At 66.1% G+C, this 15898-nt stretch carries 11 protein-coding genes and 1 pseudogene; 5 read left to right on the top strand and 7 right to left on the bottom strand.

Features of this window, described 5'->3' with window-relative positions; translation table 11 throughout:
- Positions 1-246: 246 nt before the first annotated feature.
- The gene (locus Q0Q02_RS11625) at positions 247-1656 is read right to left on the bottom strand and encodes a calcium-binding protein (protein ID WP_293809538.1); all 1410 of its coding nucleotides are present in this window, start codon (positions 1654-1656) and stop codon (positions 247-249) included.
- A gap of 821 nt (positions 1657-2477) precedes the next feature.
- Here Q0Q02_RS11625 and Q0Q02_RS11630 point away from each other — a divergent pair.
- From Q0Q02_RS11630 to Q0Q02_RS11650, 5 genes and pseudogenes are all read left to right on the top strand, one after another.
- Entirely contained in the window at positions 2478-4193 is a 1716-nt protein-coding gene (locus Q0Q02_RS11630; protein WP_293809540.1) for a type I secretion system permease/ATPase, read from the top strand.
- 80 nt (positions 4194-4273) lie between these two features.
- The gene (locus tag Q0Q02_RS11635; protein WP_293809665.1) at positions 4274-5593 is read left to right on the top strand and encodes an HlyD family type I secretion periplasmic adaptor subunit; all 1320 of its coding nucleotides are present in this window, start codon (positions 4274-4276) and stop codon (positions 5591-5593) included.
- A 37-nt stretch (positions 5594-5630) separates the two neighbouring features.
- Positions 5631-6785, top strand: a complete 1155-nt coding sequence (locus tag Q0Q02_RS11640; RefSeq protein WP_293809542.1) for a helix-turn-helix transcriptional regulator — start codon at positions 5631-5633, stop codon at positions 6783-6785.
- Positions 6751-7095, top strand: a pseudogene (locus tag Q0Q02_RS11645) (SDR family NAD(P)-dependent oxidoreductase). The gene Q0Q02_RS11640 and the pseudogene Q0Q02_RS11645 overlap by 35 nt, the downstream one beginning before the upstream one ends.
- Entirely contained in the window at positions 7067-7261 is a 195-nt protein-coding gene (locus Q0Q02_RS11650) for an SDR family oxidoreductase (RefSeq protein WP_293809667.1), read from the top strand. Before Q0Q02_RS11645 ends, Q0Q02_RS11650 begins: the two are co-directional and overlap by 29 nt.
- A 47-nt stretch (positions 7262-7308) precedes the next feature.
- Here Q0Q02_RS11650 and Q0Q02_RS11655 read toward each other — a convergent pair whose 3' ends face one another.
- The 6 genes from Q0Q02_RS11655 to Q0Q02_RS11680 all read right to left on the bottom strand — a co-directional run bounded on the left by Q0Q02_RS11655 (position 7309) and on the right by Q0Q02_RS11680 (position 15475).
- On the bottom strand, positions 7309-8433 hold the full coding sequence (locus tag Q0Q02_RS11655) for an acetate/propionate family kinase (RefSeq protein ID WP_293809543.1): 1125 nt from the start codon (positions 8431-8433) through the stop codon (positions 7309-7311).
- A complete protein-coding gene (locus tag Q0Q02_RS11660; protein WP_293809544.1) occupies positions 8430-9377 on the bottom strand; it encodes a bifunctional enoyl-CoA hydratase/phosphate acetyltransferase in 948 nt (315 codons plus the stop codon). Before Q0Q02_RS11660 ends, Q0Q02_RS11655 begins: the two co-directional genes overlap by 4 nt.
- Positions 9378-9386: 9 nt before the next feature.
- Entirely contained in the window at positions 9387-10508 is a 1122-nt protein-coding gene (locus tag Q0Q02_RS11665) for an alpha/beta fold hydrolase (RefSeq protein WP_293809545.1), read from the bottom strand.
- Between the two features lie 98 nt (positions 10509-10606).
- Entirely contained in the window at positions 10607-11740 is a 1134-nt protein-coding gene (locus tag Q0Q02_RS11670) for an ABC transporter permease (RefSeq protein WP_293809554.1), read from the bottom strand.
- Position 11741: 1 nt separating this feature from the next.
- Positions 11742-14474, bottom strand: a complete 2733-nt coding sequence (gene rbbA, locus Q0Q02_RS11675; protein ID WP_293809556.1) for a ribosome-associated ATPase/putative transporter RbbA — start codon at positions 14472-14474, stop codon at positions 11742-11744.
- Entirely contained in the window at positions 14471-15475 is a 1005-nt protein-coding gene (locus tag Q0Q02_RS11680) for an HlyD family efflux transporter periplasmic adaptor subunit (protein WP_293809558.1), read from the bottom strand. The genes rbbA and Q0Q02_RS11680 overlap by 4 nt, the downstream gene beginning before the upstream one ends.
- Positions 15476-15898 lie beyond the last annotated feature (423 nt).

Here is a 15898-nt window from a genome sequence, read left to right on the forward strand (position 1 = left end):
TCTCGATGGAAAAATCCCCGCCTAACGGGTCACTTCTCGGCGGAAATCAACACCCCACTTTCAGTGGATGTCGGTATCGGTGGTTGCTGGCCCCCGCAACCAATATTACCAAAAACCCGTCGCGCGAGCGGCGGGGTTTTGCGTTCCAGACCCCCCAAAGCCGCTCCCCGGCAACCCCGCCAAAATCGCGCAGAGCCAAACAACGAGCTGGCGGCGAGGTTCGCCGCCACCTTTGGAAAGACGCCGCTACACGAGGGTGATGGCGTCGTATCCCAGTGCGTCATTGATGTCCTCGATCGATGTGAACGTGCCTCCACCGGAAACACCGTCGATCTGGATCGAGCCGAAACCGAAGTCCAGAACGACGCTGGGCCCGGAATCATCGACGGACACCGCAACTGTTGCCGGGTCGACGACATCGATCTCAATGGTGTCCTCGTCCGCCGCATTGAGGTCGGCGGTCTCGTCATCGCCGAACGGATTGTCCGCGCCATCTCCGAAATGGAAAGCGTCGGTGCCCGCGCCGCCCGTCAACAGATCGTCGCCAGCGTCGCCGTAGAGATTGTCGGCTCCGTTCCCGCCGTCGATCTCGTCGTTGTCCTCGCCGCCGTGGAGTTCGTCGCTGCCGGCGCCCCCGCTGATCTGATCGTCGCCGGCATCGCCCGAGAGGTTGTCGTTCCCGGCCCCGCCAGCGAGGACGTCGTTGCCTTCACCACCGCTGCCGGTGTCGTTTCCGGCTCCTCCAGCCAGCTCATCGTCGCCGCCCTCGCCATTCAGCGTGTCCGCTCCGGCGCCACCGCTCAGCGTATCGTCGCCATCGCCGCCGCTGAGGGTATCCACCCCGTTCCCGCCGTCGAGAGTATCGGCACCGGCGCCGCCCCTCATGATATCGCCGCCGTCGCCGCCGTTCATCACGTCGTCACCGGCGTCGCCATCCATGGTGTCATTGCCGGCATCGCCGTTCATGGTGTCGTTGCCGGCATTGCCGTGCATGGCGTCGTTGCCGTCACCACCATTCAGCGTGTCGTTGCCGATGCCGCCGTTCATGACATCGTCACCGGCGTTGCCATTCAAGGTGTCGTTGCCGGCGCCGCCGTCCATCGTGTCGGCCCCGGCGCCGCCATTCAGCGTGTCGCTGCCTGCCGCGCCGCTCAGCACATCGTCGCCATCGCCGCCATTGACGGTGTCGTCGCCGGCGCCGCCATTCATGGTGTCGTTGCCCGCATCGCCGGAAAGCGTGTCGTTGCCGGCATTGCCGTTGATGACATCGTCGCCGTCGCCGCCGCCGACCGTGTCGTTGCCGGCGCCGCCGGACAAGTCATCGTTGCCGGCTCCGCCGAGGATGTTGTCGTCGCCCGCGCCGCCATCGACGGTGTCGTTGCCGGCATCACCGGCCAGGGTATCGTTGCCGGCGTTGCCGTTGATGACGTCGTCGCCATCGCCTCCACCGATGGTGTCGTTGCCCGCATTCCCATCCAGCGTGTCGGTGCCGTCACCGCCGAGAATATTGTCGTCGCCTGCTCCGCCACTGACCACATCGTTGCCGCCATCGGCATCGATCGTGTCATTGCCGGCGAAGCCGTTGATGATGTCGTCACCGCTGGTATCGGGCGGGGGGATGATATCGTCGCCGGGTGTACCATTGATGATTGCCATGGCCATTCTCCCTGCTGCAGATGCCTTCGCATGGCGCACGCCCGTCCATGCGCAGCACTGCGCAGGGTATCGATCGCTGCGGCTCAAGAAGTTTGCGAAGGTGGCGGAAGCTAGGGAGATGTGGAGGGGTAACGCAATCCCCATTTGGAGACAAAAGCCGTCGACGCCAATGCTATTCATGCGTTGCCCGAGGCGTTCATCTTGCTTCAAGCTCAACGATCAAAGCATTACCCGCTATATTCTTTACGAATATCAAGGCCGAGGCACCTGTGAGGCGAGCCCGACTATATCCGGTTCCGCCATCGCGAAGACTTGCGGGAGGGCACCGCGCCAAGCCGTTTCTGTCACCAAATGGGGATTATGCCGGAGGGCAAGCTTCCCTAGCGTCCTTTCTTTGGCTTTCGGGCTGTGACCCGTAGCGGCGAAACGAGGCCGGTCAAAGCCGGTGCTGGCGGCAATCCAAGAAGGGGCGTGCTGGATCAAGGGAGGCGAGATCATGGCTGCGGTGACGCGGGCGCTTAAGCATTTCCCGTTGACGACACGGCTGGGCAACAGGGGTTCTCCGCCCTGGGCCGGAGGCCGGGGGGCTCGGGTGAAATCGCGACATGGCGCGATCTGAGGCCTGCTCCCGCTCCACTGCGCCGGAGCATGATCCGCCCGTCAATCGGCCTGGCCGAACCGGCACCATCCTCCCGCACGACCGCGCCACGCTTCTTTCCGCCCGAGGACACATGTCCGACGCGCCTGCTAGCCGCACGACTTCCGGGTTCCGAACCAGGGTCACCGCCGACACCGCCATCCTGAGAGGCAGCAGGCTTCTGATGGCGATCCCGGGTTGGCGCGCCATGCTATGGGTCGTCGTCTTCAGCGTCGCGATCAATCTCCTCCTGCTGATCCTGCCGTTCTACTCGATCCAGGTCTTCGACCGGGTGCTGACGAGCGGCAGCATCGAAACGCTCATCGGGCTGACGGGCCTTGCCGTCATGGCGCTGGGCTTCAGCGCATGCTTCGATATCCTGCGCGACCGCCTGCTCGGCCGCTTTGCCATCAGCTTCGAGCGATTGCTCGCGCCCCTCGTGCTCAAGGCTTCGATCGCGGACGCGGCGAGGCGGAACGAGGCCGGGACGCACGACATGGTCCGGGTCCGCGAACTCAGGAACATCCTGTCGAGCGGGACGGCCTCGACCTTGATCGACGCGCCCTTCCTGCCGATCTTCGTCGTCGTGCTCTACCTGATTCATCCCTGGTACGGCACGATCGCGCTGCTCGGCTCGCTGCTCCTGCTTGCCCTTGCCTTCATCAGCGGGCGCGTGGCACGCGCCGAGCTGGCGCAGGCCACGGGCACCGCCTTGCGGGCGCAGCACGCGCTCGACGGCATCGTCGGTCACGCCAGCCTCGTCCGGGCGATGGGATGGACGCATGGCGCGATCCGCGAGTTCCTTCGGCTCAACGATGCGGCGCTGGTCCCTGTCGTCAAGGCAAACGAACGCGTCGCGCTGGTCGCCTCCATCGCCCGCGCGATCCGGATCGTGCTTCAGGTCGCGGCGATCGGAACCGGCGCATGGCTCGTCCTGCAGAACGAGGTTCTGAGCGGCAGCATGATGGCGAGTTCCATCCTCATCAGCCGCACGTTGGCGCCCATGGAGCAACTCGTCGCCGGATTGCGTACGCTGACCTCTGGGCGCGATGCCTGGGGCCATGTCCGCCGCGCCGCCGCTTCCGCCTTGATCAGCCAGGGCCGAACGCTCCTGCCGCCTCCCCTGGGCGCGCTCGATATCAGTGCCGTTGGCTTTCGCAACCCGAAGGCGCGGCGGGCGGTCCTGGCCGGCATCAACTTCCGCTGCGCGCCGGCGAGCGTCATCGTCGTCATCGGGCCGACCGGTGCGGGCAAGTCGACGCTCCTGCGGATGATCGCGGCGCTGGAAAGGCCGACCACGGGCACGATCCGCCTGGACGGCGCCTCGCTCGAGCACTGGGATCCGGACCAGCTCGGACATTATATCGGCTACCTGCCCCAGGATGTCGAATTGCTTGGCGGCACGGTCGCGGAGGCCATCGCCGGCTTCGACGAAACGGCAACCGACGCGGATGTGATCGACGCCGCCAAGCAGGCCAACGCCCACCAGATGATCCTGGCCTTGCCGGACGGCTACGAGACCGAGATCGGCCGCGACGGCAACAAGCTCTCGGGCGGGCAGCGCCAGCGCATCGGGCTGGCCCGCGCGCTCTTCGGCAAGCGCAGGCTGATCCTGCTGGACGAGCCCAACTCCAATCTCGACCCGGATGGCGAGGAAGCCTTGTGCGCCGCGATCCGGGAAGCGAAGGCGCGGGGTGCGACGCTTGTCATCGTCACGCATCGCCCACGGCTCTTCACCGTAGCCGACCTGATCCTGTTCCTGCGGGACGGCGTCCAGGTCGCGTTCGGACCTCCTTGCGACGTGCTCCCGCAAACCATGGCCGGCGCCACGCCGATGCGGCCCTCACGTCCCGCCCCGGGCGAGAGGACCAGATCCGACATCATTGACGGGAGGCGCTGATGTCCGTCGTCGATCTTCCTTCCGCGCCGGCCCGGCGAAGCGTCGTCCAGGATGTCAGGCCGGCCCAGCTCATTCGGGCCATGGCCACCGATCTGCAGGAGGTGCCGGAGCGTCCCCGGTCGGATACGGCCAGGCTCGTCCGCTGGGGCGCCGTGCTGGCCATCGTGCTCTTCGGCATCTGCGGCCTCTGGGCCGCCACGGTGCCGCTGGCGAGCGCAGTGATCGCGCCCGGCGTAGTCAAGGTTCTGTCGCAACATCGGGCGGTGCAGCATCTCGAGGGAGGAATCGTCAAAGCGATTCTCGTCCACGAGGGCGAGCAGGCGGAGCGCGGCCAGCTCTTGGCTCGGCTTGACACGACGCAGATCGAAGCCAATCTTGGCGTCCTCGAGACCAAGCTTTTCGCCGATCTTGCGACGGTGGCGCGCTTGGAGGCCGAGCAGGCCGGCGCTGCCGAGATTGCCTTCCCCGACGAGCTCAAGAACAACACGACAAGCAGGGAGGCGCGGTCTGCCATGGCGACCCAGCTTGCCGAATTCGCGGCGAGAGCCACGTCGCTCCAGGGCGAGCGCAAGCTCATCGATCAGCAGATCTTGCAGCTCGAGGATGCGATCCGCGGGCTTCAGAGCAGTTCGAGCGGCCTGGCGCGGCAGCTCTCCTATCTCCAGGAGGAGATCAAGGATTCGGAGTACCTGCTGGCAAAGGGGTTGGCGCGGAAGCCGAAGGTTCTTGCTCTCAAGCGCGCGGAGGCGGATGTCGAAGCCCAGATCGCGACGAATGCGGCCTCGCTGGCTCAGTCGAAAGGCAAGATCGCCGAGCTGGAGGACAGGCGCCGGCAAACCACCTATGCCTGGCTGGAGGATATCGCCAAGCAGAGCCACGCGGCCCGGGAGCGGATCGCCGATGCCCGGCACCGGATCGTGGCATCGCAGGACATGCTCCGCCGGAGCGAGATCCGGGCCCCCGAGGCGGGGATGGTCGTAGGCCTCAACACGCGCAGCCTGAACGCGGTCCTCAATCCGCGCGAAACCCTGCTCGACATCGTTCCGATGCAGGACCGCCTGATCGTCGAAGGCGAGGTGAAGCCGAGCGACCGCAATGAGGTCAGGCTCGGGCAACCGGCTCGCGTGAGGGTTCTCGCCTTCAACTCCCGGCGGACGCCCATGTTCACCGGAGCCGTCACGATGGTCACGGCCGATGCGCTCATAGACCAGCGCTCCGGCAAGCCGTTCTACAAGGCCGAAGTCGACCTGCGGCAAACGCCGGAGCTCGCCCCCTATTTCGCATCGCTGCAGCCGGGGATGCCGGTCGAGATTTTCGTGGAAACCGGCCGGAGGACCTTCGCGGAATATCTGCTGGAACCGTTGTTGCTGCGTGTGCAGCGCGCCTTCAAGGAGAGTTGAACGACACGGGGGGATCAATGCGACAGGGGAGCTCTCGATGTTGCGAGACGATTCCATTGCGCCGGCGCAGCCGGGCAGAGCGGCGATACTTCTCGCTCTCGAAGCCTTCGGACGCGCCATGCTCGGGTTGCTCGAATGCCGACGATGCCTTGTCCTGGCCTTGTCGCGGCCGAGCGGATTCACAGCCGCCGCCGTCCGTGTCGGTTTCGACGACGATGTGCAGCCATCCGCGGATGTGATCACGCGCCTGGTGCAAAGGCCGGATTGGGAAGGCCGCGGTCTTTTTCTCGCCGATGCATCCGACGCGCTTATCCCGAAATTGCTCGGGCGCAAGTCGGGCGAGGCTGTGCATGCTCTGGTGGGGCGTCTGCCCGCCGGCAATGGGAGCGACCTGGTTTTCGTCGCGGGTTGGCGGGCAGGCGAGCTTTCGGCCACGGAGAGGGTCTGCGTCTCCCGCGCGGCGAGCGTGATCTGGGCAACGACCCAGGGTTTCACGCAGCGTCGGCGCGAGAACCTCAGCCTGGACACTCTCCTGCAGGAACTGGCCTTCCCGGCATTTGCCGTCGACCATCAACTGCGCGTCCTCGAAACCAACGATGCCGGCCGGCAGATGTTGCTGGCGAAGAGCCCCGTTCGCCTCGACCATGGCGCGCTCGCTGGCCCGAATTTGCTCGTCAACAACCTGCTGCGCCATGCGCTGCGCGACACGATGGCCTCCCGTTCCGGTCGGGGCTGGACGAACACGATCATCCCGCTATCGACCGACCACCGCGCGTTCGCCTTCGCATGGATCGGCGCCGCGCCGGTTGAGCGGGATATGGATCGGCTGCTTGTCGTCATCCCGCAGATCGATCCGGCGGCGGGAGCCAAGCGGATTGCGACGGCCTTCGGCCTGCCCTGGGCGGAGGAGAGGATCGTGATGCGCATCCTGGGGGGCGAGCCGCCGTGGAAGATTGGCCAGACCCTCGATCTGACGGAGGCGACCGTCAGGACCTATATCAAGCGCATCATGCTCAAGCTGGGGATCAACCGTCAGATCGAGTTCTTCCTGCTCTATATCCTGACATTGTCGCCTTTCGCGGAGGGCGCGCGCGACCCGATTTTCCCTGGCGAGATCCATTCTGCCGCTTCATCCGCGAAACCGGATCGATGTCTGCATGGGGAAGCCTCATTGCCTCGTCGATCCCCATGAGGAGGGCGCGCTTGCCGCGCTGGCCACGGCTCATTGGAATCGCGTCTTCGCCGTCAACGTCACGGCGCAGATGCTGATGGCGCAGGCGGCCTTGCCGCTGATGCCGGCCGGGGCCAGCATCGTCAATCTCGCCTCGGTCGCGGCGTAGCTCGGCTTCGCCGCGTGCGCCGCCTATTGCGCCTCGAAATCGGCCGTGCTCGGGCTGACGCGCGCGCTCGCGATCGAGCTGGCGGGCAGGGTGCGGGTCAACTGCCTTTGCCCCGGCACCATCGACGCCCCGGATAGTCCGCCTCGCCGGGGACGGTGCTGATCGCGACGAGCGCATGGCTGCGGTGGCCGGGCGCCAGGCGACGGGCCGGCTCGGCACGCCCGACGAGATCGCTGCAGCGGTCGCCTTCCTGGCTTCCGAGGATGCAAGCTTCATCACCGGTGCGATCCTCACCGCCGATGGCGGCATGACGATTGCCCCGCGGTGATGCGATCGAGAGCCTCCAACAAAACCCGCGAGGGGTCTCTGTCGCGGTTACGGTCTCCGTTCCTGCGCGGCGAGGCATGCACTCGCTTGCAGCGCCATGATGCGTTCTTCGTTCGCCTTGATCACGAGGACTTCGAAGGTTCCGAGAAAACGCAGGCGCGCGACGATCGCATCGCGCACCGGCGCCGCGTGCTCGCCGATGCCGCCGGTAAAGACGAGCGCATCGATTCCCCCGATGGCAGCGGCCATGGATGCGGCGAGCTGCGCGGCCTTGAGCGCGAAATAGTCGAGGGCGAAACGCGCACGCGGGTCGTCGCTTTTCAGCAGGGTCTCGACATCGTTTGAGAGGCCCGACAGTCCGAGCAGACCCGAGCGCTCATAGAGCGCATCCGAGACCTCCTGCGCGGTCATGCCCAGGCTCTGGAACATGTAGAGCACGGCCCCGGCATCGAGCGCGCCGCAACGCGTCCCCATCGGCAGGCCATCGAGCGCTGTCATTCCCATCGTCGTGTCGACGCTGCGTCCGCCCCGGATGGCGCAGAGGCTCGCACCATTGCCGAGATGGGCCGCGACGACGCGGCCGGCATGGAGGTGCGGATGCTGCTCGGCGAGCACCATCTCCAGCCACTGATAGGACAGGCCGTGGAAGCCATAGCGGCGGATGCCCTTGTCGCGCAGTCCCTGTTCGAGCGCGAAGTTGTGGGTGAGCGCGTCGTGCCCGGCGTGGAAAGCCGTATCGAAGCAGGCGATGTTCGGCACGTCGCCCATCAGGCGTCGGGCAGCGGTCACCGCGGCCAGGTTATGGGGCTGGTGCAGCGGCGCCAGCGGCGAAAGTGCCTCCAGTGCCGCAAAGACTTCGGGGGTCACCACGACCGGAGCGACGAAGCGCTCACCGCCATGGACGATGCGATGGACGACGGCCCTCATCCGCCAGGCGTCGTCATGGCGATCGACGAAGGCGAGGACGGCTGCGAGCGCGGTGTCGTGATCGCAGGCAGGCGGCAGCGCGATACGCTCCCGGGTGCCGTCCGCGAGGCTCGCGTCCATGGCGGGTTCCGGCTCGCCGAGGCGCACGGCCTTGCCGCGCGCCAGGACGGAGAGATCGCCGAGGCGAAAGACCTGGAACTTGAGGCTGGACGAGCCGGCGTTGAGGACGAGGACAGTATCGATCACTTGATCCGCCCCGTGCGGCGCGCTTCCGCCAGAAGGACGGCCAGCGCACAGGAGAGCAGGCGCGCGCGCAGATTGTCGGCGCGGCTCGTCAGGATGATCGGCACGCGCGCGCCGAGCACGATTCCGGCGGCATCGGCGCCGCCCAGGAAGGTGAGCTGCTTCGCCAGCATGTTGCCGGCCTCGATATCGGGTACGAGCAGGATGTCGGCATGGCCGGCAACGGCCGAGACGATGCCCTTCTCTTTCGCCGCTGCGGCGCTGATCGCATTGTCGAAGGCAAGCGGCCCGTCGACGATGGCGCCGGTGATCTGGCTGCGGTCGGCCATCTTCGACAGCGCGGCGGCATCGAGCGTTGCCGCCATATGCGGATTGACGGTTTCGACGGCGGCCAGCACCGCGACCTTCGGCATCTCGTCGATGCCATTCAACGCGACATGCCAGAGATTGACGGCGTTCTGGACGATATCGGCCTTCGTCATGAGATCGGGCGCGATGTTGACCGCGGCGTCGGTGATGATGAAGGGCTTGGGGTAGCTCTCGATATGCATCACGAAGGCGTGCGAGATGCGCCGCTCGGTTCGCAATCCGGAATCGGCCCGGACGACCTCGCCCAGAAGCTCGTCGCTATGAAGCGAGCCCTTCATCAGCGCGTCGAGTTCGCCGGCGGCCGCCAGCGAGACGGCTTTCGCCGCCGCTTCGTGGCTGTGCTCGGTATCGACGATCTCCCAGGGCGAGATGTCGATCCCGGCCTCCCGCGCGGCGGCGCGAATGCGCGGGGCCGGGCCAATCAGCACAGGCGCGATCAGCTGCTCGCCGACGGCATCGGCCACCGCCTCGATCACATTGGCCTTGACGGGATGCACCACCCCGGTCCGCACCGCCGGAAGAGCCTCGCAACGGCCGAGCGCGAGCCGAAAATATTCGGAGGAGGTCAAGGTCGTCATGGCGCCTCTCTAGCTTTGCGCGGCGAGCCAGCGGGCGATGCCGGGCCAGGTCTCGGTGAGGGTCTTCCGGCCCATGAACAGGCCGATATGGCCGCCAGGCACCAGTTTCCTCTCGATCAGCTTCTTCGGCGTGCCGACGAGGTCCTCTGCCGCGAAGACCTGTTCGCTGGTGGTGATGTCGTCCGCCGCGCCGGCCAGCAGATAGAGCGGGCAGGTCACGTCCTTCAGGCTGAGGCGCCGGCCGAGACCGACGAATTCGCCCTTGGCGAAGCGGTTCTCCTTGAAGATCTGCTCGATGGCCTGGAGATAGTAGACGCCGGGAAGATCGAGCGGATTCTCGTACCAGGCGGCAAAGGTCTCGGTCCGGTCGAGATAATTCTGGTCGGCCAGGTTCTGGTAGAGCCGCACGAACTTGTCGACGTAGTGCTCTTCGGGATGCATGTTCTTCCAACCGGCCAGCATGAAGCGCCCCGGCATCAGGCCGCGCCCGAGCCGGACCATGTCGCGATAGCTCTTCAGCGGCATGGTCTTCGCCATGTGCTTGATCGGGCCGTCGCCGGCATCGGCGTCGATCGGCGAGCCGGCCAGGACCAGCGACCTGACCTTGTGTGGGAAGCGCGAGGCCAGCATCGCGCTCAGCCAGCCGCCCTGGCAGAGGCCGACGAGATGTACCTTGCCGCCGAGGTCGTCGATCGCGGCGTTGAGCTCCGCCAGATAGGTGTCGATGCTGAAATAGCGCATCTCCCGCGTGGCCGGCTTCCAGTCCGTGACGAGGGCATGCGCGATGCCGTTCGCCAGCAGCGTTTCGACGAGGCTCTGCCCCTTGTCGTAATCGGCGATGGTGGCGCCGTGCCCGGCATAGGGTGCGTCGACCAGGACGGGGATGCTGTCGGCGCCGGCCTTGCCGAACTCGCGCAGGCGCATGGTCGGCAGGTCGAGCCGCACCGTATTGGGCGTCGCCCAGCCTGGCGGCGGCGGGCGGGTGATCTTCACGGCCTCGGAGAGGAAATCGAGATTGCGCTCGGTCAGGCGCAGCGCGGCATCGACGGGCCAGAACCAGGGCAGGCTGAGTGCGACGGGGCGGTCAGCATCGGCCTTTGGGGTGGGGTTTGTCTTCTTGCGGGCGGTCATGTCGAGCGGAGCCTCCTCCCGTCAGGTCGGAACACTAGGAAGCCGACAGGGCGATGACAATCGACCGGGCCGCTTCCGCTCCCGCGGCAAAACCGCCCTCACGCGAAGATCACTTTCCGGAAGCGGGCCAGCGCGAAGGCGAAATAGGCCGCGCCGATCGCGATGATCTTGACGATCTCGGGCCAGACCACGTCGAGCCCCGCGCCGCGATAAAGCACGCCTTGCGAGAAGGCGACGAAATGCGGCGTCGGGCTGAAGACCCGCATGATCCATTGCAACCAGAGCGGCATGCTCTCCATCGGGGTCGTCGCGCCGGAGAGAAGCTGCGTCACCACGAAGACCGGGATCGCGAGCAGGCCGAACTGCCCCATCGTCGTCGCCAGCGTGCCGAGCAGGATGCCGAGCGCCGCGACGGAAAAGGCATAGATCGCCGTGCCGAACACGAAGAGCAGGAGCGAGCCGGCGATCGGCACGCCCAATGCCCATTCGACGATCAGGACGAGCGAGGCCACCGCCGCCACCAGGATCACCAGCGCGTTCGCCACCATCTTCGCCAGCATGATCTCGACCGGCGTGACCGGCATCACCAGGAGATGCTCGACCGTGCCCTGCTCGCGCTCGCGGATCAGGGCGGCGCCGGTCAGGATGATGGTCAGGAGCGTGACGTTGTTGAGCACCTGCATCACCGAGCTGAACCAGCCGGAATCGAGATTGGGGTTGAAGCGCGCCCGCACCACGAGATTGATTGGCAGCGTGGTCGTCGTCTCGCGCCCGGCCTGCCGGTTCGCAATCTCCTGCGCGATGATCTGCTGGATATAGACCGCACCGTTGCCGGCCTGGGTCATCGCGGTGGCGTCGATGTTGAGCTGCAACGTCGTGGGGCGCCCGGCCTGGAGGTCGGCCTGGAACTTGGGCGGGATCTCCAGCACGAAGACGAGGCGGCCGGCATTCATCTCGGCGTCGATCTCGTTGGCGGCGATGCGCTTCGAGACCTTGAACAAGGGCGGCCCGAAGGAGCCGAGCAAGGTGCGCGACAGTTCCGACTGATCCTCGTCGACGATGCCGATGGTGAGGTCGCGCGCCTCCAGCTTCACGCCGGTTGCAACCGTATAGACGGCGATGCTGAAGGTGTAGATGACGAGCACCAGCATGATCGGGTCGGCGCGAAGGCTGCGCAACTCCTTCACCACGAGGTGCAGGATGTTCTGGAGATGGATGATGAGAGCCGCCATCTCACGCTTCCTGCTTGCGCAGCGCCAGTTGCGCGACGACGAGGAAGAGCAGGAAGAAGAAGGCGAGCATCACGAGATTGGGCCAGAGCTCGGCCGCTCCCAAGCCTTTGGTGAAGACGCCGACGCTGACCGGCTGATACCAGGCCGGCGGCAGGCTCATGCCGATGAGGCGCCCGCCGCCCGAGAGCGAGGCGACCGGCACCATCAGGCCGGAGAAATTCACGGCCGGGATGATCGAGAGGATCGCGGTGGCGAATACGGCCGCGACCTGTGTGCGCGTGAAGCTGGAGATGAGCTGGCCGAAGCCTGTCGTCGCCGAGACATAGAGCAGCGTCGCCAGCACCAGCACCCAGGCCGAGCCCTTGATCGGGACCTGGAAGATGAACAGGGCGATCAGTGCCAGCATCGCGAAGCTGCCCATTGCGATGGCGATGTAAGGCAATTGCTTGCCGAACAGGAATTCGAAGCGGCTGATCGGCGTCGAGCGGAAATTGGCGATCGAGCCGGTCTCCTTCTCGCGGACCACGCCGATCGCCGACATGATCGCCGGGATCAGGATCAGCATCAGCATGATCACGCTCGGCACCATCGCATTGGCGCTCTTGAAGTCCTGATTGTAGCGGAAGCGCGTTTCGATCGTGAAAGGCGACGGCGCGTGGCTTGAGGCGGCCTGGGAGGCCATGAAACTCTGGGCATACTGGGTCGCAAGCCCGGTGACATAGCCGCGCGTCGTCTCGGCCCGAAACGGCATGGCGCCGTCGAGCCAGACCGAAAGCTCGGGTGTCCGGGCCGCCATCAGGTCGCGGCCGAATGAGGGCGGGATTTCGATGACGAGCTGTAGCTCGCCGCTTCTCAAGCGTTGATCCAGCTCCGCCGCGGAGCGGATCGGGGCCTGTTCGGAGAAATAGCGCGAGCTGGAGAAGGCCTCGACCAGTTGCCGGCTCTCCATCGAGTTGTCCTGGTCGTAAGCCGCGAATTTAAGGTTCTCGACGTCGAAGGAGATGCCGAAGCCGAAGGCCAGCATCAGCAGCACGGGTCCGAGGAAGGCGAAGCTCAAACGGATCGGGTCGCGCAGGAGCTCCATCGTCTCGCGGCGGGTGCAGGCCCAGAGCCGGCGCGGATCGAAACGGCGAGCCGGCGGCGCCGGTCGGGCCGCAGCAGCGGGCACCGCATCGGTCTCCACGGATGCGTCCTCGATGCCGGCAGCTTCCTTGAGATAGGCGATGAAGGCCTCTTCCAGCGTATCGACGCCGCGCTTCTCGGCCAGTTCCTGTGGCGTGCCGACCGCCAGCACCTTGCCGGCATGCATGAAGGAGATGCGGTCGCAGCGCTCCGCCTCGTTCATGAAATGGGTCGAGAGGAAGATGGTGACGCCGTCGTCGCGCGAGAGGTCGATCAGCGTGCGCCAGAAGGCGTCGCGGGCGATCGGATCGACGCCCGAGGTCGGTTCGTCGAGGATCAGCATGGCCGGCCGGTGCAGCACGGCAACGGCGAGCTGTAGGCGCTGGCGGAGGCCGAGCGGCAGGCTCTCGGGCCGCTCGTCGGCGACGTCCGCGAGGTCGAAGCGGGTCAGAAGTTCGGCGATCCGGCCGGGAATCTCGGCCGGGGGCAGATGATAGAGCTCAGCGTGCAGCAGAAGGTTCTGGCGGACCGTCAGCTCGCTGTAGAGCGAGAAGGCCTGCGACATGTAGCCGACATGGCGCCGCGTCTCCATGTCGTCGGCAGCGAGCGGCTGGCCGAAGAGTTTGGCGGTGCCTTCGCTCGCCGGCAGCAGGCCGGTCAGCATCTTCATCGTCGTCGACTTGCCGCAGCCGTTCGAGCCGAGGAAACCGAAGATCTCGCCGCGGCCGATGCGGAAGCTGACATGGTCGACGGCGATGAAATCGCCGAAACGCCGCGTCAGCCCCTCGGCCTCGATCGCGGGCGTGGCGTCGTCGCTCACGACGCGGGGCCTGAGCTCGACTTGCCTGTGCTGCGCGCGCTTGGCTTCCGGCAGCAGCGCCACGAAGGCGTCCTCCAGCGTCGATTGGCCCGCCTTTTCGCGCAGCTCGGCCGGCGTGCCGGTCGCGATCGCCTTGCCGTCATCCATCGCGACCAGCCAGTCGAAGCGCTCGGCCTCCTCCATATAGGCGGTGGCGACGATGACGCTCATGCCCGGTCGGCGGGCGCGGATCGTGTCGATCAGGTCCCAGAACTGGCCGCGCGAGAGCGGGTCGACGCCGGTGGTCGGCTCGTCGAGGATCAACAGGTCGGGGTCGTGGATCAGCGCGCAGCAGAGCGAGAGCTTCTGCTTCATGCCGCCGGAGAGCTTCGCCGCCGGCCGTCCCTCGAAGGGGTCGAGCCCCGTCGCCTTGAGAAGCTCGTCGATGCGGCTGCGGCGCTCGGCGGCATCCTGCCCGAACAGTCTTGCGTGGAAGTCGATGTTCTCGAAGACCGAGAGCGTCGGGTAGAGGTTCCGCCCCAGCCCTTGCGGCATATAGGCAATGCGCCCGCGCCGGGCCTCGCGTTCGGCCTTGATGCCGAGGTCGCCGCCGAGCGCTTGGACGCTGCCCTGCTGGATCATCCGCACGCCGGCGATCAGCGCGAGCAGCGTCGATTTGCCGACACCGTCCGGCCCGATCACCCCGATCATGCGGCCGGAGGGGATAGCGAGCGTCAGCGCGTCGAGGGCGGTCACCTTGCCGTAGCGATGCGTGACGCCTGCGAGACTGGCGGCAGGCCCGGCCTCCGTCATGGCAGTTTCACGGCAAGCGAGTCGGGCCATTTCGCGGAGGACGAGGTGCGGACGAAGCCGAGCCCGCGCACGCCGGTCTTCACCTGCCGATGGTATTTGGCGAGCAGATTCTGATCGACCTGGAGCTTGGCGCGAAAGACCAGCTTCTCGCGCTCCTCGGCGGTCTCGACGGCCTTGGGCGTGAACTGCGCATCGGCGGCGACGAAGCTCACCGTCGCAGGGATGACGTATTGCGGCACGGGGTCGAGGATGATGCGCGCCTCGTCGCCCAGCGCGAGCTGTCCTGCCTGCGCCGCCGGCAGGTAGATCGTCATGTAGACATCCGACAGGTCGAGGATCGTGACGACGCGGGTTCCGGCCGCGACCACCTCGCCGGTTCGCGCAAGCTGGTACTGGACCCGCCCGCTGCGCGGCGCGAGCAGAACGAGATCGACCAGGATCGCCTTGATCTGTTCGGCATCGGCCTCGGAGGCGTGGATCGCGAACTGGGCCTGGTCGCGCTGCGCCTGTGCGGCCCGCAACGCGGCATCGGCAGCATCGGCCTTGGCCGAGCGCTGGTCGTCGACCTGCTTGCTGAGATAGCCCTTCGCGACCAGTTCCTTGCCGCGCTCGGCATCTGTCCTGGCAAGAATCTGGTCGCTCTTGCGCTGAGCGATCAGGGCCTCAGCCTCGGCGAGCGCCTGGCGGGCTCGGAGAACTTGCGCCTGTGCGGACCGCAGTTGCGCTTCGTATTCGGGCGAGGAGATGCGGGCGACCACCTGCCCGGCGGTGACCTCGTCGCCTTCCTTGACGGAGACCTCGGCGAGGCGCCCGGCGTATTTCGAGGAGACATCGACCTGCGTGGCCTCGATGCGGCCATTGGTCTTGACGATACCGTCCGGCATCGTGTCGCCCCGCAGCCTTTCGATCAGGGCCTTGATCCGCGACTGCCCCTGTGCGGCTGGCGTCGACAGGAGAAGGGCAGCGAGAAGGGCTGCTGCAGCCGCACAAAAGGAACGCATCTCAGATCTCCGAAGAAGGCAGGCGATACACGATCGACCGTCCAACGTGCCGGACCGTCGTATGTCCGACGGAACGCGGCAACGGTGACCTATCTCTTTGTTATCGCATAAAAATTTTTCGAAAAGTAGATTCGACCTTTCGATCCGATGCCATAGCATGCGATGAACCGACGGCGAGGCCAAGCGGCCGCCTCGGCGCTGATGGTCGCACCCGGCGATATCGGGCACGACGCGGCCTTGAAGTGACGGTCTCGACGGCGCGGCTGGAGGACACCAACGACATCTTCGCCGGGTCGTCTTGATCGTTCTCGTCGCGAATTCGGTCTTTACTGCCGTTTCGCTCGACCCAAGCGAGCTGCGGCTGAAACTCCCAAAAGAGGCTGCGCAGTTGTTGCCGGGCATAAACCGGCATGACGCTATGTC

Source organism: uncultured Allobosea sp. (assembly GCF_945956895.1).
GTDB lineage: Bacteria > Pseudomonadota > Alphaproteobacteria > Rhizobiales > Beijerinckiaceae > Allobosea.